The organism is Microvirga sp. HBU67558 (genome assembly GCF_018069605.1).
GTDB lineage: Bacteria > Pseudomonadota > Alphaproteobacteria > Rhizobiales > Beijerinckiaceae > Microvirga > Microvirga terrae.
In genome coordinates, this window is sequence record NZ_JAGPUP010000537.1 from 24,741 (window position 1) to 48,449 (window position 23,709).

The following is a 23,709-nucleotide window of genomic DNA, read 5'->3' on the forward strand; positions in this document are numbered from 1 at the left end:
GGGCTGATCCTTACCATGACGCCTCAGATGGTTCTTGCGATCGCCCTTGCGGTGCGCGCCCTCCTGCCCGGGGATGATCACGGGGCGGGAGAAACATCGTCGCAGCCCGTCCGGGAGGCAGAAGCCCTGCAGGCGCGCTATGAGCCGGAGCGCCGCGAAGTCACGAATTGGCGCCGGGAGGCGATGGCTGCCCTGGAGCCGAAGCCGGTCGTCGCCATGGCGGCCCTTCTCAAGGCCGAGCGTCCCTTCGTCACCCGTTGCGTCAAGCTCAATAATTACTGGTGCATCAAGAGCGCTCGCTGGAACGGCGAACTCGCGACAGATGGCGAGGGGCATGTGGGCTTCATCTCCGCCGACCACGGAGCCGACGCCGCCGCCACCCTGCTGCGGCGCTATTACCTGGAGTTCAACCGCAAGTCCGCCCTCGATATCGTCCGCCGCTGGGCCCCGGCCGAATGCGGCGTCGCGACGGGCATCGGGGGGATCGCCATGCTGGCCGTCAGAGGCATCGGCGGCACTGTGCGGGCCCAGTATCTCGCCTCGCGCCGCAAGAAGGGCGGCGGTGTGCGGTATACGGCAAAAGCCGGCCCCGGGGGCAGGCCGGGCCGGGTCTCCATGGTGATCCCGATGGCGGCGAGGACGCCGCAATTCCGGGTGCCGAGCATCGCCGAAGGCATGGGCGAAAAGCCGAAGGCGCCGCCGCAGGCCGTCGCCCGGCGCAGACCGGCGACGGAATCGGCGGTCACCGCCTCGGCGGCTCCGAAGCCCAGCCAGAAGGTTCAGGTGGCTACCGCTTGTCCGTCCGAAGAACAGCGCCATCGCAACTACGCCGGCCGGATGGTCGAAGGTCTCGGGTTGAAGCCCACCGACGATCTCAAGCTGTTCGCCGAGGACGGCACGCCTCAACCGAACCTGACCCATGTGATGTTGGCGATGTCGGCCTTCGAGCTCGGGGCACTGCGCGCCAGCCCCGATCTGGTGGAAGAGGCCGTCGAGCGGGCAGCCGCTAGGCTGAAGGAGAATGCGAGGTCCGATGAGAGGAAAGCGGATCTCTCCCGGGTACCTGTGCCGAGCGTGGAGCACTGACGCTGTCTTGCACGTTAGGACTTCAAGCCCCACCTTCGAGCTTGGCTTGAGAGCATTAGGTTCATCTACGTGTCCGTCATCACCGATTTCGCCTCCCGCGCCGGGTCCGCTGCGCAATCGCTCTGGGAGGCTTCGGGGCAGCTGATCCAGCCCTCCCTCCGCCTCGGTGTCACGGGGCTTGCCCGGTCCGGCAAGACGGTCTTCACCACCGCGCTCGTCCATCACCTCACCCGCGGCACGAGCCTGCCTGCCTTCAGGGCTTCCGCCGAGGGACGGATCCGGCGGGCCCATCTCGCCCATCAGCCGGATGACGCGGTACCGCGCTTTCCCTACGAGGAGCACATGGAGGCCCTCACCGAGAGCCGTCGTTGGCCGCAATCCACTAACCGGATCAGCGAGTTGCGCGTGGATGTGGAATTCGAACGGAAATCCGGCTGGCGGACAGGACCGGCTTCGCTCGCCCTCGACATCGTGGATTACCCGGGCGAATGGCTCCTCGACCTTGCCCTCCTCGATGCCGGCTACGCCGAATGGTCCCGTCAGACGATCGAAGCAAGCCGCAAGCGTGACCGCGTCCCTGTTGCCGGGAACTGGCACGAAACCTTGAAAACCCTCGATCCCTTGGGGACTTCCGACGAGATGCTCGCCTCGAGGGCGAGCGAGGCGTTCAAGGATTATCTTACGGCCCTGCGCGCCGGCTCGGAGGCCGTCGCCACCACGCCGCCGGGCCGGTTCCTCATGCCGGGCGACCTCGCGGGCTCGCCCGCGCTGACCTTCGCGCCGCTTGACCTGCCTCAAGGGCAGCCGATCGCGCCAGGCAGCTTCGCAGCCCTCATGGAACGACGCTTCGAGGCCTACAAGACCCATGTGGTCCGTCCCTTCTTTCGCGACCATTTCCAGCGCATCGACCGACAGATCGTTCTCGTCGACGTTCTGGCCGCTATTGACGCTGGTCCGGTGGCCCTAGCGGAACTGGAGGAGGCGCTGGATCAGGTGCTCATGGCCTTCCGGACCGGGCGCAACACGCTGCTGTCCCGCCTGTTCTCACCGCGGGCCGACCGGGTCCTGTTCGCGGCGACCAAGGCCGATCACATCCACCACACTGATCACGACCGTCTGGACGCGATCCTGCGCCTTCTCGTGAACCGCGCCTCTCGTCGGACTGAGGCTGCCGGCGCGCGGGTCGGAACGGTGGCGCTCGCCTCCGTGCGCGCGACCCGCGAGACGACGATTCGCGAAGGCCGCGAAACCCTGCGCGCCGTGGCCGGCGTTCCCGAGGCTGGCGAGCGGGTGGGGGACGACATCTTCGACGGCGAGGCGGAAGCCGCGATCTTCCCGGGCGAACTGCCGGAAACGCCCGAAGCCGTGTTCCAGGGCGCGATACCTCCGGGCTCGTTCCGATTTCCACGCTTCCGCCCACCGAAACTGCCGGTCGATGCTGCGGGCCGCATGGCCAAGATGCCTCACATCCGTCTCGACCGGGCCCTTGAATTCCTTCTGGGGGATCGCTTCGCATGAGCCGCCAACCTCGCGCCTATCGTCTCGACGATCCGAACGTCACGGCCGGCGCCGTGCAGGTCACGGAGGAGCCCTTCGACGCCATCGAAGCCGCGGACGGCGTCCTGGTGCCCATGGGCGAGAAGCGCCGTGCCCCCTGGATCGGAATCCTGGTTTCCGCCTTGTCGGGCCTCCTCGTTCTGGGCCTCGGGCTCGCAGTCGAGAACCTGATCGTCGAGCTCTATACCATCGCGCCGTGGCTCGGCTGGGTGGCGCTCGGCCTCGCGATCATCGCCCTCCTGGCGTTCGTGGCCATCATTGGCCGCGAGGTGGCGGGGATCTGGCGCGAGCAAAAGATCGAAGGCCTACGGGAGGCTGCTATCGATGCGCTTGCGGTCAAGGACCACAAGGCCGCCAAGAGCATCGTGGCCGATCTTCTGAGCCTCTATGGCGGCCGCGCCTCGGCGGCGCCGGGGAGCGCGCGCCTGCGCGGCCTGACCGACGAGATCATCGATGCGGACGACCGGCTTGCCATTGCCGAGCGCGAGCTGCTGGCGCCCCTCGACGTCCAGGCCAAGCGGGCCATTGCCGGAGCGGCGAAGCAGGTCTCCCTCGTCACGGCGGTGAGCCCCCGGGCCGTCGTGGATGTGGCCTTCGTGATCTTCGCGGCGGTGCGGCTGCTGCGGACCCTCTCGCGAATCTATGGCGGGCGGCCCGGCCTGTTTGGGTTCCTGCGCCTCGCCAAGGCGGCTTTCAACCACCTCGCTGTCACGGGAGGAATGGCCGTGGGCGACAGCCTCATGCAGCAGGTGCTGGGCCTGGGCCTTGCGGCGCGAATCTCGGCCAAGCTCGGGGAGGGGGTGCTGAACGGGCTCATGACCGCCCGCTTCGGCCTCGCAGCGCTGTCCGTCTGCCGTCCGCTCCCGTTCATCCGGGAGGAGACTCCCAAGATCGGCGATGTCGCCGGGGAGCTTATCAGCCGGGCGGAGGCGGCCTCCTCCTGATGGGTGCGGCAAATCGTGCGCGCCCGCCCTTTCCAAGGTGCAAAAGAGGTGCTCGGGCCACTTAGACAAATCGATGACGCTTAATATCGTTGTCGCCGACCCTGCTTGCCTATATAGGGGCGCCACGGTTCATCGGGGAAGAACGGCTGAACATGACAGACATCGTGATTGATGAGGGTTATCGTCCGACAGAAGACGAGCCCTTCATGAATGAACGGCAAAGGGAGTACTTCAGGCGCAAGCTGATCCGTTGGAAGCATGATATCCTCAAAGAGGCTCAGGAAACCCTCGCCACCTTGCAGAGCGAGAACGAGAACCATCCTGACCTCGCGGATCGCGCCTCCTCGGAAACGGACCGCGCCATCGAGCTTCGTGCCAGGGATCGCCAGCGCAAGCTCATTGCCAAGATCGATGCCGCGCTCGCGCGGATCGAGGATGGGAGCTACGGCTATTGCGAGGAGACCGGGGATCCGATCTCCTTGAAGCGCCTGGAAGCGCGTCCCATCGCAACGCTGTCCCTCGAGGCGCAGGAGCGTCACGAGCGCAACGAACGGGTCTACCGGGACGACTGAGATCCTTTAGCACCACATCGAAAGGGCTCCGCTTGCGGAGCCCTTTTTCTTTGCGTCTCGCGTCCGTCGGGACGCGTCACTCTTTCTTGGAGGTGTCGAGCGGGCGTCCCAGGAGGCGGGCGAACTCCGCCTCTATATCTTCGACGGAAAACGGGTCCGTCGGCTTCTGGGGAGCAGCGGGCGGCTCCTTCGCCTGCGGCGGGAGGGGAGCCGTCACAGGCGGAGGGGGCGGCACCGGTCGGATCGGCTCGGGGGCCGGCGTTGGTCTGGCCGGAGGCGCGGGCTCCGGGATCGGAGCGCGGCTGTCTTCGTCCCGGCGGTCGTACACGGCGACATGCTCCGTGTCGGCCGGCGTCGGCTCGAGGATCTCGTCCTCATCCTGAACACCCTCAGGCTCGGATGTGTCGGCTTCAGGCGCTGGTGCGACCGGAGGCGGGGGGACGGGGTTCGCGGGGCGCTTCAGCGCCTCTTCGAGCTGCTTTGCCATATCCGACAGGAGACCTGCGCCGGGAGCGGGCCGCTCGGTCACGGCTGGACGGTCAATCGGTGCCGGCTCTCGGATCGGTTCCGGTGGAGCAGGAGGGGGCGGGGGAACCGGCGTCGGGCGCGACTGGAACGGAGGAGGTGCCATGCTCGGGCGCGGCTCCGGGCGCTCCACGGGCGGAACTGCAGCGGGTTGAGCATTGTGGACCGAGGGTGTCCTCGCCTCGGCGCGCAGGCCTTGGATGGCAGGGGCGGCCGAGACTGCCACAGCATCAGGTTTCAGCGCGGGCTCAGGATGAGCTGGAACCGGAGCGCTCACCGTCGCGACGGGTGCGAGTTCCTGGTCGATCTCGGATTCCTCCGAAGGACGCCGCACGAAAGCACCGAGCTGGGCGGCGAGCTGGGTTTCGATGGAGGGGCGGCCGTTGGGCTCGACCTGTGGGGGGCGGGGAGGCTGATCGAGCGTCGGCTCGAACCGTTCCACGCCTGTGTCGTTGGAGGGTGCCGGAATGCGGGCACCGGCGACGCGAACGATATTGGTTTCGATGACGACGTCGTTGGGCCCGCCGATGAGAAGAAGGTGTTCGACATTGTCACGACGGAGAAGGAGAAGCTGCCGCTGCCGGTCGAGATCGTATACGTCGACGATGCCGAGCCTCGGTTGGCGGCTGCCGCGACCGCGGTCGCTGCCGGGCATCATCAGTCTGGCGCCTGTCAGCTTGCGGAAGACTACACCGAAGAGCACGAGCAGGATCAGAATGATCGCGAACGCAATCGCGAATTGGACTGCCCGTGACGCTTCGATACCGAAAAGAGATGACACGATGTACTCTCAAGTGTTTGCAGGCCGTGCAGGCCCGTTCCGTGGTGTTTGTACCACATTGACCGTCAAAGCCAGCCGCAAGGTTAACAAATGGTTAACGGAACCGGGCTTCATTAAACGGGCATGCGGATGAGGATCGGGCCTCGACGATGGGACCAAGATGGGTCTCTTGGCCCTTTCATCAAGGAAAATAGGGATTTCCTATGGCGAAATCGTCATACGGTGGTGTTCACCGTGCAGTCCGGCCCTTGCATCGGATCCTGGCTCCGCCTTAGAGGTCGATCAACGATTCGTGTGTAAGATGAGCGGCAGAGATCACGCGACTGGCTGCAACATTGCAGCCGGCGCCATAGGGCACCACCGCCTCCGTTGAGGATTTTGACATTCCATGGCTTACGAGGGCGACACGCCAAAAATCTCGGCCATCGACCGTTCCGAGCGCCACGGCCATATCGGGTGGGTCCTGCTCCTGGCTGGGATCCTTGTCGGCGCGACCCTGAGCCTGCGTTTCCTCGGCATGGACCAAGTTCAGCCTCTCATCCTCGGCCTCCTTGCGTTCTTCGCGATGGCCGGTGTGTTCTTCCTCTTCGCGATGTCGATCGGGGTCGTGCAGTTTTCAGGACAGACCGCGCGCAACGATATCACCAAGCTCATGGCCGATACGTCGACGGACGGCCTCGTCGTGATCGAGGACGACGGGCGCGTCACCTATGCCAACGAATCTTACCTCTCTTACGCGGGCTTGCAGGGAGGAGAGGTGCGTCCGGTCGAGCGCCTGTTCATGGGGGCGCCCGAAGTCTCCGAGGCGATCTACCGGCTGGCCCAGGCCGCGCGGGAGCATCGCACGGGCACGGAGGAAATCCGTCTTTCGCCCTCGTTGAACGGTGCCCACGAGTTCGGCTGGTACCGCGTGCGCGTACGCTCCGTATCGCGCCCCAACGGGCGGTTTGCGGCACTCTGGACCATCTGCGAGGTGACCCATGAGCGCGAGCGGCAGGAGAACGTTTTCCAGGAACTCCAGCATGCCATCGATTACCTCGATCACGCCCCCGCGGGCTTTCTCTCGGTCGATCCCGAGGGATCGATCATCTACCTGAACGCCACTCTTGCCTCATGGCTCGATTATGATCTCGCCCAGGTCGGCTCGGGAGGGCTGAGCCTCGCCGACATCGTGCCTCGCGATGTCGTGTCGATGATGACGTCGTTTTCCGGCGAGCCGGGCAGCGTTCGCACGGAGACGTTCGATCTCGACCTGCGCCGCCGCAACGGCCAGTTTCTCCCCGTGCGCCTTTACCACCGGATTGCCTTCGGGCAGGACGGCAGGATGGGAGCTTCCCGGACCCTTGTCCTCAATCGCTCAGCCGGTGGGGAAGTCGACGAGGGACAGCGGGCTGCCGAGGTGCGCTTCGCCCGGTTCTTCAACAACACGCCTATCGCCATCGCGACGGTCAATCAGACCGGCCGGATCGTTCATGCGAACGCGCCGTTCTCCAAGCTGTTCGGCACGCTGATCCGTGGGGGTGAGGGCGGTGTCACCGGGGCATCCATCCTCGACACGTTCCGCGAGCGCGGTCCCATCGAGATTGCCCTTAAGGCGGCGGCGGAGAACAAGGGCGACATTCCGCCCCTGGAGCTTCAGACCACTGGAGAGAACGCTGGCTCCGTCCGGGTCTGGGTCACGCCCGTTGGCGATACTGGTGCCGAAGGCGAGACGGCGATCCTCTACGCTCTCGACACGACGGATTTCCGGAAAGTGGAGGAGCAGCTCGCCCAGTCTCAGAAGATGAACGCGGTCGGGCAGCTCGCCGGCGGCGTCGCGCATGACTTCAACAACGTGCTGCAGGCGATCATCGGCTACAGCGACCTGCTGCTCGCCAATCACCGGCCGACCGATCCGTCCTTCCAGGACATCATGCAGATCAAGCAGAACGCGAACCGGGCCGCGAGTCTCGTCCGCCAGCTGCTCGCCTTCTCCCGCCGCCAGACCCTGCGGCCGGAAGTGCTGAACCTCAACGACCGGCTCTATGATCTCTCCATGCTGCTCAAGCGCCTGCTGGGCGAGCGCGTGGAGCTCGATTTGAGCCACGGCCGCGACCTTTGGTTCGTTAAGGCGGACGTGAACCAGTTCGAACAGGTGGTGGTGAACCTCGCCGTCAACGCCCGCGACGCGATGCAGGGCGGCGGCAAGCTCGCAATCCGCACGGCGAATGTGGCGGCCACGGAGGCCGCCCGACTCAACGTGAGCGCGATGCCGCCGGCCGATTACGTCGTCGTCGAGGTGTCCGATACGGGCTCGGGCATGACGCCCGACGTGGTTGAGAAGATCTTCGAGCCGTTCTTCACTACCAAGGAAGTCGGCAAGGGAACCGGGCTCGGCCTCTCGACGGTCTTCGGCATCGTCAAGCAGTCAGGCGGCTATATCGACGTGGACTCGACGCCCGGACAGGGCACGGTCTTCCGCATCTACCTGCCGCGCCATGTTCCCGACGTGCAGGATGCGCCCGAGGAATCGAAGGCCGATGCGCCGAAGAAGCCGGCCGCCGACATGACCGGGCAGGGCACCATTCTTCTGGTCGAGGACGAGGACCCCGTCCGCGCTGTCAACGCCCGGGCGCTCTCCGCCCGCGGCTACACCGTGCTTGAGGCTGCCTCCGGAATCGAGGCTCTGGAGATCATCCAGGAGCGCGGCGCCCCGGTCGATCTCGTGGTCTCCGACGTGGTCATGCCGGAAATGGACGGCCCGACCCTGCTCGGCGAGCTGCGCAAGCTCTACCCGGGCCTGAAGGTGATCTTCGTGTCCGGCTATGCCGAGGAAGCCTTCCGCAAGAACCTTCCGGAAGGGGAGGAGTTCAACTTCCTGCCCAAGCCCTTCAGCCTGCGCCAGCTGGTCGAGATCGTGAAGCAGGTGATGGTGCGCTAACCAACTGTTTTTACTCATTGTTAACCCTGCGGCGTCGTGCCCTGCCCAAGAGCTGTGAATTCGCGGATGAGAACGAAAAAAGAACTTGTAAGGGGGAACAAAGTGAGTACATATATTCTCTCAACACCGCGTTGAGATTCACTCCTCCTCCATGCCATAAGGATGTCAGGTCATGTCACAGTCCTCCCTGCGACTGGTGGAAAGCTCATCAATGGATAAAGATAAATCGAAAGCTCTCGACGCGGCGCTGTCCCAGATCGAGCGCGCCTTCGGCAAAGGCTCGATCATGCGGCTCGGCAAGGGCCAGCAGCCGGTGGAAATCGAGACCGTTTCGACCGGTTCTCTCGGCCTCGACATCGCGCTTGGCGTCGGTGGCCTGCCCCGCGGCCGCATCATCGAGATCTATGGACCGGAATCCTCCGGCAAGACGACCCTGGCCCTGCACACCATTGCCGAGGCTCAGAAGAAGGGTGGCGTCTGCGCCTTCGTGGACGCGGAGCATGCTCTGGATCCGGTCTACGCCCGCAAGCTCGGCGTCAACCTGGACGATCTCCTGATCTCGCAGCCCGATACGGGTGAGCAGGCGCTCGAGATCGCCGATACGCTGGTCCGGTCCGGCGCGGTCGACGTGCTCGTCATCGATTCGGTTGCGGCGCTCACCCCGAAGGCGGAACTCGACGGAGAGATGGGCGAGGTCCAGCCGGGCCTCCAGGCCCGCCTCATGAGCCAAGCCCTGCGCAAGCTCACCGGTTCGATCTCGCGCTCGAACACGATGGTGATCTTCATCAACCAGATCCGCATGAAGATCGGCGTCATGTACGGGAGCCCCGAGACTACGACGGGCGGCAACGCCCTGAAGTTCTACGCGTCCGTGCGCCTCGACATCCGTCGCGTCTCGACCCTCAAGGATCGTGACGATCCGATCGGAAACCAGGTCCGCGTGAAGGTCGTGAAGAACAAGGTGGCTCCGCCCTTCAAGCAGGTCGAGTTCGACATCATGTTCGGCGAAGGCGTGTCCAAGGTGGGCGAACTCATCGACCTCGGCGTCAAGGCCGGCATCGTCGACAAGTCCGGCGCCTGGTTCTCCTACGACAGCCAGCGCCTGGGCCAGGGCCGCGAGAACGCCAAGCAGTTCCTGCGCGACAATCCTGAGGTGGCCGGCAAGATCGAGGCGCTCATCCGCCAGAATGCCGGTCTGCTCGCCGATCGCATCCTGGAGCAGGCGACCCCGACCGCCGACGACCTGGACGAAGGTTCCGCAGAATAAGCTTTTGCTCTCCTTCAAGGGCAAAGAGAGGCCGTCGCGAGAGATCGCGGCGGTCTTTTCGTTTTCCGATCTGTCTCGATCTCGCCCCCGGATCGCGGAGCAGGACCCGGGAGATTAGACGACACGCCGCCTCGACAGGGCGGGCGCAGACGGCTAAAACCAGCCACCACCAAGATCTTTCGGCCCCAAAAGCCCCTTTACCTTAAGTTTGAAAACCCATGAACATGAACGGCGTCAACGAAATCCGGTCGGCCTTTCTCGATTACTTCGCCAAGAACGGCCATGAGGTCGTGGCCTCGAGCCCCCTGGTGCCGCGCAACGATCCGACCCTGATGTTCACGAACGCCGGCATGGTGCAGTTCAAGAACGTCTTTACCGGCGTCGAGAAGCGGCCCTACAGCACCGCGACCACCTCGCAGAAATGCGTCCGTGCCGGTGGCAAGCACAACGACCTGGACAATGTGGGCTACACGGCGCGCCACCACACCTTTTTCGAGATGCTCGGCAACTTCTCGTTCGGCGACTACTTCAAGGAGCAGGCCATCGAGCTTGCCTGGGGGCTGATCACCAGGGAATTCAACCTGCCGAAGGACAGGCTCCTCGTCACCGTCTATCACGACGACGACGAGGCGGCGAACCTTTGGAAGAAGATCGCCGGCTTTTCGGATTCCAAGATCATCCGCATTCCGACCTCGGACAATTTTTGGCAGATGGGCGATACCGGCCCCTGCGGTCCATGTTCGGAGATCTTCATCGACCAGGGCGACAAGCTCTGGGGCGGCCCGCCGGGAAGCCCGGAGGAGGATGGCGACCGATTCCTGGAGTTCTGGAACCTCGTGTTCATGCAATACGAGCAGATCGAGCCCGGCAACCGGATCGGCCTTCCCAGGCCGTCCATCGATACCGGCATGGGCCTGGAGCGCATCTCGGCCATCATGCAGGGCGTCTATTCCAACTATGATACGGACCTGTTCCGCACCCTCATCGAGGCTGTGGCCCATGCCACCGGCGTGGCGCCCGAGGGCGACCGCAAGGCCTCGCACCGGGTGATCGCCGACCACCTGCGCGCCTCGTCCTTCCTCGTCGCCGACGGCGTGCTGCCGTCGAACGAGGGCCGCGGTTACGTGCTCCGCCGGATCATGCGTCGCGCCATGCGTCACGCGCAGCTTCTGGGAGCCAAGGATCCGATCATGTACCGCCTCGTGCCCGCCCTGGTGCGCGAGATGGGGCAGGCCTATCCGGAGCTTGTCCGCGCCGAGGCGCTGATCACCGAGACCCTGAAGCTGGAGGAGACCCGCTTCCGCAAGACCCTGGAGCGTGGCCTGTCAATCCTCGACGAGGAAAGCCGTGAGCTGAGCAAGGGTCAGAACCTGTCCGGCGACACAGCCTTCACGCTCTACGATACGTATGGCTTCCCGCTCGACCTGACCCAGGATGCGCTCAAGCCCCGGGGCATCGGCGTCGACACGGACGCCTTCAACGCCGCCATGAAGCGCCAGCGCGAGAAGGCCCGGGCGGCTTGGTCCGGTTCAGGCGAGGCGGCGACGGAGACCGTGTGGTTCTCGGTCAAGGAACGCACCGGCGCGACCGAGTTTCTCGGCTACGATACGGAAACCGCCGAAGGCATCGTCCTGGCGCTCCTGAAGGACGGACAGGAGGTGGCGGAGCTCAAGGCCGGCGAGACCGGTCTCGTGGTCCTCAACCAGACGCCGTTCTACGGGGAATCCGGCGGTCAGGTCGGTGACACCGGCATCATGCAGGGCGAGGGCGCCCGGGTTTTCGTGACAGGCACCGAGAAGAAGCTCGGCGACCTCTTCGTGCACCATGTCACCGTCGAGCACGGTTCCCTGAAGCTCAATCAGTCTCTGGAGCTGATCGTCGACCGCGAGCGTCGCTTCGCCGTGCGCTCCAACCATTCGGCCACCCATCTCCTGCACGAGGCCCTGCGCCAGGTGCTTGGCGATCACGTGGCCCAGAAGGGTTCGCTGGTGGCGCCCGAGCGCCTCCGCTTCGACTTCAGCCATCCGAAGCCCATTGAGGACGCGGAGCTCGCCCGCGTCGAGGAGATCGCCAACAGGGTGCTGCTCCAGAACGAGCCCGTCGTCACCAAGCTCATGGCGGTCGACGAGGCGATCGAGTCCGGCGCGCGCGCGCTCTTCGGTGAGAAATACGGCGACGAGGTCCGCGTCGTCTCCATGGGCAAGGGCGAGACCAACAAGGCCTTCTCGGTCGAACTCTGCGGCGGCACGCACGTGAACCGCACGGGCGATATCGGCGTCATCACCATCGTGGGCGAGAATGCCGTTGCGGCAGGTGTCCGCCGCGTCGAAGCCATGACCGGTGATGCCGCCCGGCGCCACCTCGCGGAGGAGAGCCGCAGACTGCGCGAGGTGGCGGGCCTTCTCAAGGCACCGGTCGACGAGGTCTCCTCACGCCTGACGGCGCTTCTGGAAGAGCGCCGGAAGCTGGAGCGGGATTTGTCCGAGGCCCGTCGCAAGCTCGCCATGGGCGGCGGTGGCGGCGAGAGCGATCCCGTCAAGGACATCGCCGGCATCAAGCTCATGGCCCGGGCGGTCACCGGCGTCGAGATGAAGGACCTCAAGAGCCTCGCCGACGAGGGCAAGAAGCGCCTCGGCTCGGGCGTCGTCGCGATCGTCGGCGTGGCGGAGGACGGCAAGGCCGGTATCGTGGTCGGCGTCACCGAGGACCTGACCGCGAAGGTGGATGCGGTCGCCCTCGTGCGCGTCGGCTCCGAAAAGCTTGGCGGCAAAGGCGGCGGCGGACGGCGCGACATGGCCCAGGCCGGCGGCCCGGATGGTGCCCAAGCGGAAGCGGCGCTGGCCGCTATCGAGGCGGCCCTGGCGGCCGCTTAGAAGCGACGATCATGGCCGGCCTCGTGCCGGCCATTCATATCCAAAGAGCGTGGCGCCCGATGGAAGCGGGGGTGCCGGCGAATGGTCGGTGATGCCGTTTCGGAGTGCCCTCAATCATGATCCGGGTGCTGGCGGGAGGCCATCTTCCGCAGTTCCTCCGGGGTGGCACCGTCCTCCGTCCGCTGCCCGGGCAGGATATGCAGCATTTCGAAGGCCGGAAGCCTGCTCTCGACTCCATACTGGATTTCCGGTGTGACCCGCTCGGGCTCGTCGAGGCTGCCGATCGAGACGGTGATCCGGTCGCGCTCCACATAGGCGAAGGTGAGGGGCGTCCCGCAGTCCCGGCAGAAGCCACGCTCCACGGCCTCCGAGCTCCTGAAGATACCAGGACGCCCCTTGGTCCAGACCAAATCCCTTCGCGGCACCCCAGTGAGCGGCGCAAAATAATTGCCGAAGGCCTTCTGACACATGCGGCAGTGGCAGATGCTGGCATGGGTCGGCTCGGACATGAGGGCGTAACGCACCGCGCCGCACTGGCAGCCGCCGGTCATTGCGGATGTTTTGCTGTCCGTCATCAATGAACTCCTGTGTCGGTTGTGCCAGAGGGGCGCTTCGAGGAGACGTTCGTCAAGTCCCTCTCAGGCCGTTGCCCTCCCACGGAGCGGAGCGATCGAAGACGAATGCGAACGACGAACGAGGCAGAATTCACATTCGAAAGCCATCCAATCCGCTCGGCTCCGTCACAGGGACGGACGGGTCCATTCGAACTCCGCCCCCTGCCGGGACACCGTCGCCATTGCAGGATCACAGCGTCCGGTCGCAGCCTTCGACGAACAGGCCGAGCATCTCTCCGCCCCGATTCTGGATCGGGCGGTAGACCAGGTCGATCCGGCGCTCCTCCAACGCGCCTAGAGGCACCATCTGCAGGCTGATCGGCAGGAACTGGCCGACGAAGGTCTGTCTCGTGGTGTAGACCCGATCAAGCAGTTCATAATAGCCCTGGCCGGCCAGTTCCGGGAGCGCATCCCGAACAGGCATGGTGAAGAGGTTCCGGTGCCCGACGAGTTTGAAGTAGTCGGCATTTGCTTCATGGTATATGTGGCTTGGTCCCTTGAGCACCGCACGGAACGTTGACCCCGGCAAGATGCTGACATCGGCGGCTTGCATCAGATAGCCGCTGGCTCGCTCGAGTGGCACTGCCACGGTCAGCGGCGCGATCTTGGGCTGCGTTATCGCCTCGTACTGTTCGACCGCCGCTATCGCGATGCGGGCGTGCTCCCGGAAGCGTTCCTTCAGGAATACGGGTTCGGTCGCCCAGCCACGCGCGTTCTCAAGGCTCTCGTAGAAGGCACGGGCGACGGCTTCCACCTCCTCGTCGGTCATATGCACCTCTCAGCTGAACAATGATGCTTCTTAACAGATGTCATCGAACGGATCAGGAGAGCCAAGTAGATGCGCAGCGGCAAATGTAAATAGAAGCAAATGCTCGCCGACCCTCGACGAAAGTATCGATAAGTCGGGAGCAGAAACCGTTCGGAAGCAGATCGACCAAAGCCTGCGAGCATCAGGCAGGCTCGATGCAGGCTATGCTTTCGGCAATAGTGCGCTCGTTGCCCACATCGCAGCCTGAGTGCGGTTCTGTGCACCGATCTTCTTCAGGATACCCTGGATGTAGACTTTGATCGTCGCCTCCGACAGGTTGAGGCTGACGGCAATATCCCGGTTTTTCGTTCCATTCATCAGAAATCCGAGGATTTCGACTTCCCGGCTCGTCAGTTGCTCCTTGAGGGCGCCGTCGGTGACAGGGCCTTCCCCGTCGTGGTGATTGGGCGGGTTCCAAACGGCCGAAGTCATCCTTCTATCGAGGAAATTCCGCACGGAAGCCGAGGGAAAATAGCCTTCCCCGAGCATCACCAGCTCAAGTGCCTTGACCAGGATGTTCTCGTTGCTGGATGTCAGGCAGAAGCCGTCCGCGCCTTCGGCACACAGGCGCGCCAGTATGCCCTCGTCGAATGAGTCGGACACAACCACAACGTGGGAGCCGGGATGCTGTGATTTCAGACTAGTTACTTCGGCTAAAGTCTCGTCGAGGGGCGAGGCGGTATCCAGGATAAACAGATGATCGCCGCTCCGTTGTGACCGCCGATCCTGCTCGCTCTCGTCATCGGCTTTGTTCTGAACCGCGAAAGCGCTTCCCGCCAACATGTGTTCCAGAGCGACGCGCAGCATGAAGCTCTTGCACAAAAGTACCGTTTTCACCTGCATGGCATGCTGCTTCCGATCCACGACGGGGTCCCGCGACCCTGACTGTGCCAAGGGCTTAGTCATTTTACGACCCACACGCAACAACACAGCAGAGCAGTGCGGGATAGCCGCTCTCATACCATGTTTCCCACTCTGCTTGTTAAGACGCCTAGCTCGAAATGATGGTTACTTTTTGCCAGGCCGGCATGCCGGTTGCGGGTCGCCGCGGAGCTCCCCACCGCTCAGGACTGACGCCAGGGCGCCTTTATGATATGCCCTCTCTGCCGATCGATCAGCCATCCGACCCTCCGTCGGGCGCCCTCGCTGGCCATACCGGGGCGCCGTCGCCCGGGGGCTGGGGAACAGGACGAAGCCTTGTCGGCCCGCTAACGTTTCAAGGGCGCCGAAATGATCTGGACGAAGGGTTCCGCGGCAGTCTCAGAGCCCCGCGCTTCACCGGCCCGTCGGCTGCTCGTGATATTCAATCCGGCTGCAGGGCGGAGCCAGCGCCGGCGGCTCGCAGCCGTCCTCGACGAACTGGAGAGACAAGGGGCCACGGTCACATTGCGGGAGACCGCACGCGCCGGCGATGCGGAGTGCGCCGCGCGGAGTTGCGGGCCTGACATCGGCGCGGTCGTGGTGGCCGGCGGCGACGGGACGATCAACGAGGCGATCAATGGCCTGATGGCGCGGGAGAACCCGCCGGCGCTCGGGATCATCCCGATCGGCACCACCAATGTGCTGTCGCGCGATCTGCGCATTCCACAGCAGGCGGAGGCTCTGGCACAGCTACTCGCCCGCGGGGCCACCCGTACCATCTATGTCGGCCGTGCGAATGGGCGGCACTTCTCGCTCATGTGCGGTGTCGGCATGGATGCGCATATCGTCAGCCGCACCAGCCTTCGCCTGAAGAGGAGGATCGGCAAGCTGGCCTATGTCGTGCAGGGATTCCGCGAACTCGTGGCCAACGTGCCGCGCCTCTATCGCGTCGAGATCGATGAGGCGGAGGTGCTGGAGGCAAGCTCCGTCATCGTGGCCAAGAGCAGGCTCTATGGCGGCGAATTTCAGCTCGCCCCACAGGCCGCCGTCGGGAGGCCGGAACTCCAAGTCTGCCTCTTCCTGCGCGGCGGGCGGTTCAGCACGCTTGCCTACATTGTCGGCATGGTCATGGGACATCTCAACCGGATGCCCGACTATCGGACGGTTGCGGCACAAACGGTCCGCATCACCGGCCATGACGGCGAGCCGGCGCAGCTCGACGGAGATCCCGGCGGGTGCCTCCCGCTCGAGATTGGGCTGGGCGAGCATCCGCTCACCGTGATCGCGCCTTGAAGGAGGCGTGCCGTGACGCGCGGTTCAGGAAGGCGGCGCCCAGGCATCCTTAGCGAGGGCAAATCACAGACCGCCTGGATCCTCGTCCTGCGCGCCATTCTCCAGCCATTCGCGGATCACGTTCTCGAGGATCTCTTCAGGCCGCAAGCCATACTGGCGCTGGAGGATCCAATGATGCCCGCCGTCGGGTCCGCCGCCGATGACCGGTACGGCTCCGCGCGACAGAAGCTCTGCGATGCAGCGCCGAACGTAGTCCGTCAGAGCATCGCCTTCGAGATCGAAGTCCAGACGCCCTGCCGGCACGATCTGCCAGATGCCCACGGCATCGAGCGGCAATTCATTGGCGACCTGCACGATGTAATCGCTCATCGTGTCGCCGAAGCGCTTACTTCTTGGTTCTTCAGTCACCGCTTGTGTACCTTCTCTCCATTGAGAACAGATGGATGATTGCTGCGAATGACATCAATCGTGATGCCATTATCGCGACTTCACCGGAGGCCAAAAATGGAGCCATCCGGCCGCTGATACCAAAGACCCTCATAAGATCGGGGTGGTGTTACGGATTGCGCATCTGAGCCGAGAGCTTCGAGCAGCTCGTTGAATCCTGGTCGTGTGACGGTCCGCGCTCCCTCCGAAGCCCAACTCCATCGAGAGCCAAGCAACTGTCCTCCCGGCCTGAAGATATCATGCAATGGCTTTGCAAGAGGCTCTCCTGTATTCAACTCCCGCAACCGCGCAGTCGCTTGCTGTGCCTCCGATTGGTTGGCCAGGATCTGCCCCTCAACGCCTTCATAGATGCTGGGCCCGGGCTTCCACGGCGGGTCCCGCCGCTGCACCTCGCGCACCAAGGCGCGGGCCTGAGCGGCCGATATGTCCAAGCGCGCTTCCTGGGCTGGCGTGACCGCATGCGCTCGGCCACCGATGATGCGGTATCCCGAAATTCGGCGCGGTCTGAGCTGCGCGTATTCCGATCGTGGCCCGCCGCCGTTGCCGCCTGTCCATTGTCCGCCAGCGGGCCCGCCGGCGGGAACTCTCGGCTGTGGGATCGTACCGCTTGCAGGCTCTCAGGAGGCGAAGCCGTCGCAGTTCCAGCTGGGCGACGGCAAAGTCATAGCGGATCTCCAGCAGGGCATTCCGTGAACCGGCGTATCGAAGCATCCATGGCGTTCCCTATCATCATGATATATCATTAGAACAAAATGGGAACATTGTCAAGCTTCGCCGCTCGCCTGGGTAAAACAGCAAAAAGCCCGGCACGAAGGCCGGGCTCTCTCGTTTCGACAAGGAATGGCGTCGATTACGCTGCCATCGCCTTCTTGAGGTTCTCGTCGATCTTGTCGAGGAAGCCGGTGGTGGAGAGCCACTTCTGCTCGGCGCCAACCAGGAGGGCGAGGTCCTTTGTCATGTAGCCAGCCTCGACCGTGTCGACGCAGACCTTCTCCAGGGTCGCGGCGAACCTGGCGAGCTCCGCGTTGTCGTCGAGCTTGGCGCGGTGGGCAAGGCCACGGGTCCAGGCAAAGATCGACGCGATGGAGTTCGTCGAGGTCTCCTTGCCCTTCTGGTGCTCGCGGTAGTGGCGCGTCACGGTGCCGTGGGCAGCTTCCGCCTCGACCGTCTGTCCGTCCGGCGTCATCAGCACGGAGGTCATCAGGCCGAGCGAGCCGAAGCCCTGCGCGACCGTGTCGGACTGCACGTCGCCGTCGTAGTTCTTGCAGGCCCACACGTATCCGCCCGACCACTTGAGCGCCGACGCGACCATGTCGTCGATGAGGCGATGCTCGTAGATGATGCCGGCGGCATCGAACTTCGCCTTGAACTCGTTCTGGTAGACTTCTTCGAAGATGTCCTTGAAGCGGCCGTCATAGGCCTTGAGGATGGTGTTCTTCGTGGAGAGGTAGACCGGGTACTTGCGCATCAGGCCATAGTTCATCGACGCGCGGGCGAACTCGCGGATCGAGTCGTCCAGGTTGTACATCGCCATGGCGACGCCGGCATCCGGGAACTTGAAGACTTCCTTCTCGATGACGGTTCCGTCCTCGCCCTCGAACTTGATCGTCAGGCGACCCTTGCCGGGGATCTTGAAATCCGTTGCGCGGTACTGATCGCCGAAGGCATGGCGGCCCACGATGATCGGCTGAGTCCAGCCGGGCACGAGGCGCGGCACGTTCTTGCAGATGATGGGCTCGCGGAAGATCACGCCGCCGAGGATGTTGCGGATCGTGCCGTTGGGCGACTTCCACATTTCCTTGAGGTTGAATTCCTTCACGCGGGCCTCGTCCGGGGTGATGGTGGCGCACTTCACGCCGACCCCGTACTTCTTGATTGCCTCGGCCGCTTCGACGGTGACCTTGTCGTTGGTGGCGTCGCGGTGCTCGACGCCGAGGTCATAGTACTTGAGGTCGATGTCGAGATAGGGGTGGATCAGCTTCTCTTTGATGAAGTGCCAGATAATGCGGGTCATCTCGTCGCCGTCGAGTTCGACGACCGGATTGGCAACCTTGATCTTCGCCATGATCTCACCTTGCGCTTGAAGAACGGGAACATGCCTGCCCTTCGGCAGGATGGTTGCGGGGGCTATAGCGCGGTTAGGGTCTTGGGGGAAGGTGGGGACAGGACAGGAATTCAGCGGCTCACCGCCTGCCGTGGCATTTTCGGGACCTCGGTGCACATGGCTGCACTGAGCAGCGAGTTGACGGTCGCCGCCTTGCTCCGGATCGTCTCCGGAACCTTCCGGTTCCTCACGAGCGCCGCCGTAGCGCCCATCATGGCACGGTCTCACATGCAGGCGCCCTGGCCGACCTGTTCATCGCAAAGGTCGTGTGCCCGGCAGGCCCCATCTAGAGCGTTGATCGGGGTGGCCCGGTTCGCATCGCCCACACCGCACCAGTTGCCATGAAACAGGGGAGGCGCGCCGGGCGGGGTGCGTGTCTGGGGAACTGCATAAGCCGGCAAGGCAAGGCCCTGGATCAGGCAAAGGCGCGGCGCGAGAAAGTGCAACTCAGTTACATGATAGACCGTGACGTAGGGAGAGTTGCGTGATATTATGACGTTAAGGTCGCAGGAAATAAGGGATATCCACGGGTCTGAGTTCCCTTCGGCGGAAAATTCACCACGACACGTGTGCTGTCGCACGGAAAGCCAAGCTTATCCGTAGTTCTGATCCCTTCGTTCCGGCGGTCTCCTCAGAGGCATCAGATCCGAGGCCCTCGGGTCGGGGGTGCCGCCGGAGGGAATTGTGTTGTCAACAAAGGGAGCTGACATGCGTCTTGCTATCATTCTCGGGGCCGCCACCTTGGTTCTGGCCGGCTGCCAGACGGCCGAGCAATCCATGGCCAATGACGATTCCGTCTGCATGGAATCGGGCTTGAAGCCAGGTACCAAATCCTACGAGCGCTGCCGGAATGCGAATTACCGCAACAATGTCGCGCAATCGAATGCGGCTGCGAGCCAGGTGGCCGTGGGCACGGCGGTCGGTGTGGTCGGGGGAGCCGCCATCGGGGCGGCCTCCCGTCCGCATTACTATTGCGGCTGGGGTTGCTGGTAGGGCGCCGGTCGTAAGCCGATCCCGCGCCGACAGACCCCTCCGGGCCCGCCCGGAGGGGGTTTCATATGGGTCGCGGCGGAGCATGGTCGCAGGCCCAGGACCGCGGCCGCATCCTGGTCAGCCTGCTACATCCCTGGACCGGCCCTGGTGTGGAGACAAACAGCCCGGGGTGGCGTAAAGCGAGGGTACCGCTCATCGCGTCCATCGGTCCGACCATGCATCGACGAAGCTTTCTTGCCGCGACCTCCTTGATCGCCGGAATGTCCGCTCTTCATGCGCAGCCGGACCTGCGGCTTCGGTCCGGCACTGCGCTCTGGGAAGCCCCGTCGTCGACGCATCGCTTTGCACAGAGGCGCTTCGATTCCGCAGACGGGTTGCGCCATTATCGAGCGTTCGTCGCTGTTCCGCTTGCCAATCCACCCGCCGAAGGCTGGCCGGCGATCGTCATGCTCGACGGCAATGCGGCTTTCGACGATCTCCGGCAGGCGGATCTCGATCATGTGCCGGGGACCGTTCTGATCGGCATCGGCTACGAGACCGGCGGGCGACATGACGTGAACGCCCGGACGCAGGACTACACGCCGCCCGTTCCTCCGGAGGACCGCGCCGGTCCGGATGATCCCGACCCATCCGAGAAAGTGGGAGGAGCGGACATCTTCCTCGACCTTCTGGCCGAGCGGCTACTCCCCGAGCTGGCGAAGGACTTCTCCCTCGATCCGGCGCGGCGCTCGCTCTGGGGTCATTCCTATGGTGGCCTCTTCGTGATCCATGCCCTCTTCAGGCAGCCCGACCTCTTCCGGTCCTATTGCGCTGTCAGCCCATCCCTGTGGTGGCATGCGCCGCTGATGCTGCGCAGGGAGGAGACGTCCAAGCGTCGCACAGAGGGGCAGTCCGATGTCGTCATTCTCTACGATGTGACGCAGGACCCGCGCGACGACGAGCGGCGGAAAGCGCGGATGCTCCAGGGGCGGGCGATGCTCGCCGAAATGCTCGGAAGGCTTGCCGGCCGGCCCGATATCGTCTTAACCCAGCGTGCCTATCCCGGAGAGAACCACGGCTCCATGTTCCAGGTGGGACTGAGGGCAGCCCTCGCCCGTGACATTTCCAACTGATCCGATCCGCGACCCGACCCATGACCGATGCATCGCAGAAGCCCATCATCATCCTCGTGGAGCCCCAGCTGGCCGAGAACATCGGCATGGTGGCCCGAGCGATGGCCAATTTCGGGCTGTCGGAGCTGCGTCTCGTGTCTCCTCGGAACGGCTGGCCCAAGAAGGGGGCGCATTCCGCCGCTTCCGGCGCGACTCATGTGCTGGAGGGAGCAAGGCTTTACGACACGGTCCGCGAGGCCATTGCCGATCTGAACTTCGTCTTCGCGACCACGGCCCGCGAGCGGGGACAGATGAAGCGGGTCTTCGCGCCGGACGAGGCCATGAAGGACGCGCAGCAGCGGCTCGGGGCCGGGCAGGGCATCGGCATCCTGTTTGGACGCGAGCGCACGGGACTCGAGAATGACGAGGTGTCGCTCGCCGATGCGATCGTCACTTTCCCGGTCGATCCGAAGTTTTCGTCCCTCAATCTGGCGCAGGCGGTCCTTCTCGTGTCGTACGAATGGTACAAGCTCGCCACCGGCGGTGCTCTGCCCTTCGACGGCGGCCGGCAGTCGCCGCCGGCGCATCGCGAGACGGTCACGTCGTTTTTCGACTATGTCGAGGCGGAACTCGACGCGGTGAACTTCTATCCCGAAGACAAGAAGCCGACCATGACCCGCAACATGCGGGACATCTTCCTCCGCCTCGAGATGACCGAGCAGGAGGTGCGCACCCTGCGTGGGGCGATTCGTGCCCTTGCAGAAGGAAGACGATTGAGAAAACCTTAATCAAATCGTGGCTTTATAACGACAGGGCCCTATCTGCCCGGTTGGGAAGAGAGTTCGAGACGACGATGCGCCGCTCCCTGCTGCCTGTTCTGCTCCTTGGCGTCTCGGTCGCGGGACCATGGGCTCACGCGGCGACGCCGCCGCAACAACCCGAGCAGGGGCCGGGCGGGCGCGACTACAGGTCGACCGAGATCGTCAAGCGGGCGCTCGGAACAGCGAGCACCGGGACGTTCGTGTTCCATGGCGCCGACACGCCGGCGAAGCCGCGCCCCGTCGTGGTCTTCCTGCATTCCTGGGGAGCCGTGAATCCGGGGCTTTACGGAGGCTGGATCGAACATCTGGCCCGGAAGGGCCATCTCGTTCTGTTTCCCCGGTTCCAGGACGTGAACCGATCCCGACCGGCCGACGCCTCGAATCTCGCCGAAGACCTGATCCAGAATGCTCTCGCGGAGCTGAAGAACGACCCGAACGCCAAGCCGGACAAGAATCGGCTGGCCCTTATCGGCCATTCGGCCGGCATGCCGATCGCGCTCAACATCGCGGCCGGAGCGGGCTCCGGCAAGGTTCCGCCGCCGAAGCTGATCTTCGGCCTCATGCCGGGGGGCATCGCGTCGAACGAGAAGGAGCGCGGAATCCTGCTGCGGGACCTCGCGACCGTTGACCCATCAACCCTGATCATCGCCATGAGCGGCGATCGCGACTACCTGCCGAGCGACCGGGCCTCCCGCCTGATGCTCCAGCAGGCGAGCGCCGTTCCCTCGACCCGCAAGCTGTTCATGCGGGCGTCCTCCGACGATCACGGCTTTCCGGCCCTGACGGCGACCCTGGCATCGCCCGGATCTCCCAAGGCCGATTACGACGCCTCCACCATCAAGCTGCCCCCGGATCCGCCCCGCGATCCCAAGCAGCGGAACACCTGGCGCTGGAGCGCCGATATGGCACTCAGCGGGCCGCAGACCATCCTGACTCAGCAGCTCGGCAACAACGGCACCGATACCCTCGATTTCCTGGCCTTCTGGAAGACCTTCGACATCGCTTCCGAGGCCGCCTTCGCGGGCAGGGACGCGACGGCGCTCCTGCGCGATCCCAAACTCGTCGACATGAGCACGTGGAGCGACGGCTGGCCCGTCAAGCGCCTGTCGGCGCAGATGCCGAAGGGGGATGCGCCGGAGGCGAAGGAGGAGCGAGGCCCGCGCCGCAGGCTCGACATGCCGGCTCCGGGATCCAGGCAGGGCCTCTAGGACTTGTGACCACGTTGCGTTAGTAAGGGTTAGTCATGCGTGTCGATCTTCTGGCAGGGGCGACCTATAATCCTGCCGTCATGCCGTCCCCCGTACCCACCATCCTCGTTTTCGATTCCGGCCTCGGCGGCCTCACAGTCTTTTCCGAGGTGCTCAAGGCCCGACCGGATGCGCGCTTCGTCTATGCGGCGGACGATGCAGGATTTCCCTACGGCCGCCTGAGCGAGGCGGTTCTGGCCGAGCGGGTCGTGGCCGTGATGGAGCGGCTGATCGCCCTTCACAGTCCCGATATCGCCGTGGTGGCCTGCAATACCGCGTCGACGGTCGTGCTTCCCTATCTCCGCGAACGGTTCTCCATCCCGTTCGTCGGCACCGTTCCGGCCATCAAGCCGGCAGCCCGGATGACTCAGACCGGCTACGTGTCGGTCCTCGCCACCCCCGGCACCGTGGCCCGGGATTACACCCGCGATCTCGTCGAGACCTATGCGGCCGGCTGCAAGGTCAACCTCGTGGGCTCGCGCCGCCTTGCGGGGTTTGCCGAGGCGGAGCTTGCGGGCAGTCCCGTCCCGGACGAGGATCTCCTGGACGAGCTTCGGCCCTGCTTCGTCGAGGATGCGGGTGGCCGGACCGACGTGGTAGCGCTGAGCTGCACCCATTATCCGCTGCTCCTCCCGCGCTTCCAGTCCCTGGCGCCCTGGCCGGTGACGTGGATCGACCCGGCTCCAGCCATCGCCCGCCGGGTGACCCAGCTGATCGGCGAGCCGGTTCCCGGCCACGAGGCCGACGAGAACGAGACCGTGGCCGTGTTCACGAGCGGAGCCGGAATAGGCACGGCGCTCCGCAGGTCCCTGCAGGGCAAAGGCCTGCCGCTGGTGGTCATCGAGGAAATGCCGCTGCTCGTGGGCTGACACGACGGGCTCATCTCCGGTTGACTTTCTGGCTGT

General features: G+C 64.4%; 20 protein-coding genes. 13 read left to right on the forward strand and 7 right to left on the reverse strand.

Features of this window, described 5'->3' with window-relative positions:
* The first annotated feature begins 27 nt into the window (after window positions 1–27).
* The 4 genes from KBI52_RS19595 (at window position 28) to dksA (ending at window position 4,159) form a co-directional block, all read left to right on the forward strand.
* Window positions 28–1,086 carry a ferritin-like domain-containing protein gene (locus KBI52_RS19595; protein ID WP_210810718.1) on the forward strand — a complete coding sequence of 353 codons (1,059 nt, stop codon included), beginning with the start codon at window positions 28–30 and terminating at the stop codon, window positions 1,084–1,086.
* Between the two features lie 69 nt (window positions 1,087–1,155).
* Window positions 1,156–2,604, forward strand: a complete 1,449-nt coding sequence (locus KBI52_RS19600; protein WP_173949501.1) for a YcjX family protein — start codon at window positions 1,156–1,158, stop codon at window positions 2,602–2,604.
* Entirely contained in the window at window positions 2,601–3,587 is a 987-nt protein-coding gene (locus KBI52_RS19605; RefSeq protein ID WP_210810730.1) for a YcjF family protein, read from the forward strand. The genes KBI52_RS19600 and KBI52_RS19605 overlap by 4 nt, the downstream gene beginning before the upstream one ends.
* A gap of 152 nt (window positions 3,588–3,739) precedes the next feature.
* Window positions 3,740–4,159, forward strand: a complete 420-nt coding sequence (gene dksA / locus KBI52_RS19610; RefSeq protein WP_009489488.1) for an RNA polymerase-binding protein DksA — start codon at window positions 3,740–3,742, stop codon at window positions 4,157–4,159.
* 76 nt (window positions 4,160–4,235) lie between these two features.
* Here dksA and KBI52_RS19615 read toward each other — a convergent pair whose 3' ends face one another.
* The gene (locus KBI52_RS19615; protein ID WP_210810735.1) at window positions 4,236–5,465 is read right to left on the reverse strand and encodes a hypothetical protein; all 1,230 of its coding nucleotides are present in this window, start codon (window positions 5,463–5,465) and stop codon (window positions 4,236–4,238) included.
* 388 nt (window positions 5,466–5,853) lie between these two features.
* Here KBI52_RS19615 and cckA point away from each other — a divergent pair, with 388 nt between their 5' ends.
* The 3 genes from cckA (at window position 5,854) to alaS (ending at window position 12,525) form a co-directional block, all read left to right on the forward strand.
* A complete protein-coding gene (cckA, locus tag KBI52_RS19620) occupies window positions 5,854–8,385 on the forward strand; it encodes a cell cycle histidine kinase CckA (RefSeq protein ID WP_210810738.1) in 2,532 nt (843 codons plus the stop codon).
* A 172-nt stretch (window positions 8,386–8,557) separates the two neighbouring features.
* The gene (gene recA / locus KBI52_RS19625) at window positions 8,558–9,652 is read left to right on the forward strand and encodes a recombinase RecA (protein WP_173949497.1); all 1,095 of its coding nucleotides are present in this window, start codon (window positions 8,558–8,560) and stop codon (window positions 9,650–9,652) included.
* 224 nt (window positions 9,653–9,876) lie between these two features.
* A complete protein-coding gene (gene alaS / locus KBI52_RS19630; RefSeq protein ID WP_210810787.1) occupies window positions 9,877–12,525 on the forward strand; it encodes an alanine--tRNA ligase in 2,649 nt (882 codons plus the stop codon).
* A gap of 110 nt (window positions 12,526–12,635) precedes the next feature.
* Here the strand turns inward: alaS and KBI52_RS19635 are convergent, their stop codons facing one another.
* The 3 genes from KBI52_RS19635 to KBI52_RS19645 all read right to left on the reverse strand — a co-directional run bounded on the left by KBI52_RS19635 (window position 12,636) and on the right by KBI52_RS19645 (window position 14,790).
* A complete protein-coding gene (locus tag KBI52_RS19635) occupies window positions 12,636–13,100 on the reverse strand; it encodes a GFA family protein (protein ID WP_210810739.1) in 465 nt (154 codons plus the stop codon).
* A gap of 229 nt (window positions 13,101–13,329) precedes the next feature.
* Window positions 13,330–13,908 (reverse strand): hypothetical protein, encoded by a 579-nt coding sequence (locus KBI52_RS19640; protein WP_173949495.1) that lies wholly within the window; start codon window positions 13,906–13,908, stop codon window positions 13,330–13,332.
* Between the two features lie 201 nt (window positions 13,909–14,109).
* Entirely contained in the window at window positions 14,110–14,790 is a 681-nt protein-coding gene (locus KBI52_RS19645; RefSeq protein ID WP_210810741.1) for a response regulator transcription factor, read from the reverse strand.
* A gap of 387 nt (window positions 14,791–15,177) precedes the next feature.
* On the opposite strand from KBI52_RS19645, the gene KBI52_RS19650 reads away from it, so the two are divergent.
* On the forward strand, window positions 15,178–16,101 hold the full coding sequence (locus KBI52_RS19650; protein ID WP_210810746.1) for a diacylglycerol kinase family protein: 924 nt from the start codon (window positions 15,178–15,180) through the stop codon (window positions 16,099–16,101).
* Between the two features lie 63 nt (window positions 16,102–16,164).
* Here the strand turns inward: KBI52_RS19650 and KBI52_RS19655 are convergent, their stop codons facing one another.
* From KBI52_RS19655 to KBI52_RS19665, 3 genes are all read right to left on the reverse strand, one after another.
* Window positions 16,165–16,470, reverse strand: coding sequence for a hypothetical protein (locus KBI52_RS19655; protein WP_210272350.1), 306 nt, complete (start codon window positions 16,468–16,470; stop codon window positions 16,165–16,167).
* A gap of 928 nt (window positions 16,471–17,398) precedes the next feature.
* The gene (locus KBI52_RS19660; RefSeq protein WP_173949491.1) at window positions 17,399–18,613 is read right to left on the reverse strand and encodes an NADP-dependent isocitrate dehydrogenase; all 1,215 of its coding nucleotides are present in this window, start codon (window positions 18,611–18,613) and stop codon (window positions 17,399–17,401) included.
* 110 nt (window positions 18,614–18,723) lie between these two features.
* Window positions 18,724–18,867 (reverse strand): hypothetical protein, encoded by a 144-nt coding sequence (locus KBI52_RS19665; RefSeq protein ID WP_210810749.1) that lies wholly within the window; start codon window positions 18,865–18,867, stop codon window positions 18,724–18,726.
* A gap of 493 nt (window positions 18,868–19,360) precedes the next feature.
* On the opposite strand from KBI52_RS19665, the gene KBI52_RS19670 reads away from it, so the two are divergent.
* The 5 genes from KBI52_RS19670 (at window position 19,361) to murI (ending at window position 23,673) form a co-directional block, all read left to right on the forward strand.
* Complete coding sequence (locus KBI52_RS19670; RefSeq protein WP_210810752.1) at window positions 19,361–19,645, forward strand: hypothetical protein; 285 nt, start codon at window positions 19,361–19,363, stop codon at window positions 19,643–19,645.
* 260 nt (window positions 19,646–19,905) lie between these two features.
* A complete protein-coding gene (locus KBI52_RS19675; RefSeq protein WP_210810757.1) occupies window positions 19,906–20,757 on the forward strand; it encodes an alpha/beta hydrolase in 852 nt (283 codons plus the stop codon).
* A gap of 20 nt (window positions 20,758–20,777) precedes the next feature.
* Window positions 20,778–21,524 carry an RNA methyltransferase gene (locus KBI52_RS19680; RefSeq protein ID WP_173949487.1) on the forward strand — a complete coding sequence of 249 codons (747 nt, stop codon included), beginning with the start codon at window positions 20,778–20,780 and terminating at the stop codon, window positions 21,522–21,524.
* 65 nt (window positions 21,525–21,589) lie between these two features.
* Window positions 21,590–22,765, forward strand: coding sequence for an alpha/beta hydrolase (locus tag KBI52_RS19685; protein ID WP_210810758.1), 1,176 nt, complete (start codon window positions 21,590–21,592; stop codon window positions 22,763–22,765).
* Between the two features lie 35 nt (window positions 22,766–22,800).
* Window positions 22,801–23,673: a glutamate racemase gene (murI, locus tag KBI52_RS19690; RefSeq protein ID WP_210810759.1), complete on the forward strand. Its 873-nt coding sequence runs from the start codon at window positions 22,801–22,803 to the stop codon at window positions 23,671–23,673.
* Window positions 23,674–23,709: the final 36 nt, after the last annotated feature.

Coding starts and splice junctions, on each gene's coding strand:
- KBI52_RS19595 (WP_210810718.1), top strand. CDS start 28: ATGGTTCTTGCGATCGCCCTTGCGGTGCGCGCCCTCCTGCCCGGGGAT.
- KBI52_RS19675 (WP_210810757.1), top strand. CDS start 19,906: ATGTCCGCTCTTCATGCGCAGCCGGACCTGCGGCTTCGGTCCGGCACT.
- KBI52_RS19650 (WP_210810746.1), top strand. CDS start 15,178: ATGATCTGGACGAAGGGTTCCGCGGCAGTCTCAGAGCCCCGCGCTTCA.
- KBI52_RS19665 (WP_210810749.1), bottom strand. CDS start 18,867: ATGATGGGCGCTACGGCGGCGCTCGTGAGGAACCGGAAGGTTCCGGAG.
- KBI52_RS19605 (WP_210810730.1), top strand. CDS start 2,601: ATGAGCCGCCAACCTCGCGCCTATCGTCTCGACGATCCGAACGTCACG.
- alaS (WP_210810787.1), top strand. CDS start 9,877: ATGAACGGCGTCAACGAAATCCGGTCGGCCTTTCTCGATTACTTCGCC.
- KBI52_RS19645 (WP_210810741.1), bottom strand. CDS start 14,790: ATGCAGGTGAAAACGGTACTTTTGTGCAAGAGCTTCATGCTGCGCGTC.
- recA (WP_173949497.1), top strand. CDS start 8,558: ATGTCACAGTCCTCCCTGCGACTGGTGGAAAGCTCATCAATGGATAAA.
- KBI52_RS19680 (WP_173949487.1), top strand. CDS start 20,778: ATGACCGATGCATCGCAGAAGCCCATCATCATCCTCGTGGAGCCCCAG.
- KBI52_RS19660 (WP_173949491.1), bottom strand. CDS start 18,613: ATGGCGAAGATCAAGGTTGCCAATCCGGTCGTCGAACTCGACGGCGAC.
- dksA (WP_009489488.1), top strand. CDS start 3,740: ATGACAGACATCGTGATTGATGAGGGTTATCGTCCGACAGAAGACGAG.
- murI (WP_210810759.1), top strand. CDS start 22,801: ATGCGTGTCGATCTTCTGGCAGGGGCGACCTATAATCCTGCCGTCATG.
- KBI52_RS19655 (WP_210272350.1), bottom strand. CDS start 16,470: ATGAGCGATTACATCGTGCAGGTCGCCAATGAATTGCCGCTCGATGCC.
- KBI52_RS19635 (WP_210810739.1), bottom strand. CDS start 13,100: ATGACGGACAGCAAAACATCCGCAATGACCGGCGGCTGCCAGTGCGGC.
- KBI52_RS19640 (WP_173949495.1), bottom strand. CDS start 13,908: ATGACCGACGAGGAGGTGGAAGCCGTCGCCCGTGCCTTCTACGAGAGC.
- cckA (WP_210810738.1), top strand. CDS start 5,854: ATGGCTTACGAGGGCGACACGCCAAAAATCTCGGCCATCGACCGTTCC.
- KBI52_RS19670 (WP_210810752.1), top strand. CDS start 19,361: ATGCGTCTTGCTATCATTCTCGGGGCCGCCACCTTGGTTCTGGCCGGC.
- KBI52_RS19685 (WP_210810758.1), top strand. CDS start 21,590: ATGCGCCGCTCCCTGCTGCCTGTTCTGCTCCTTGGCGTCTCGGTCGCG.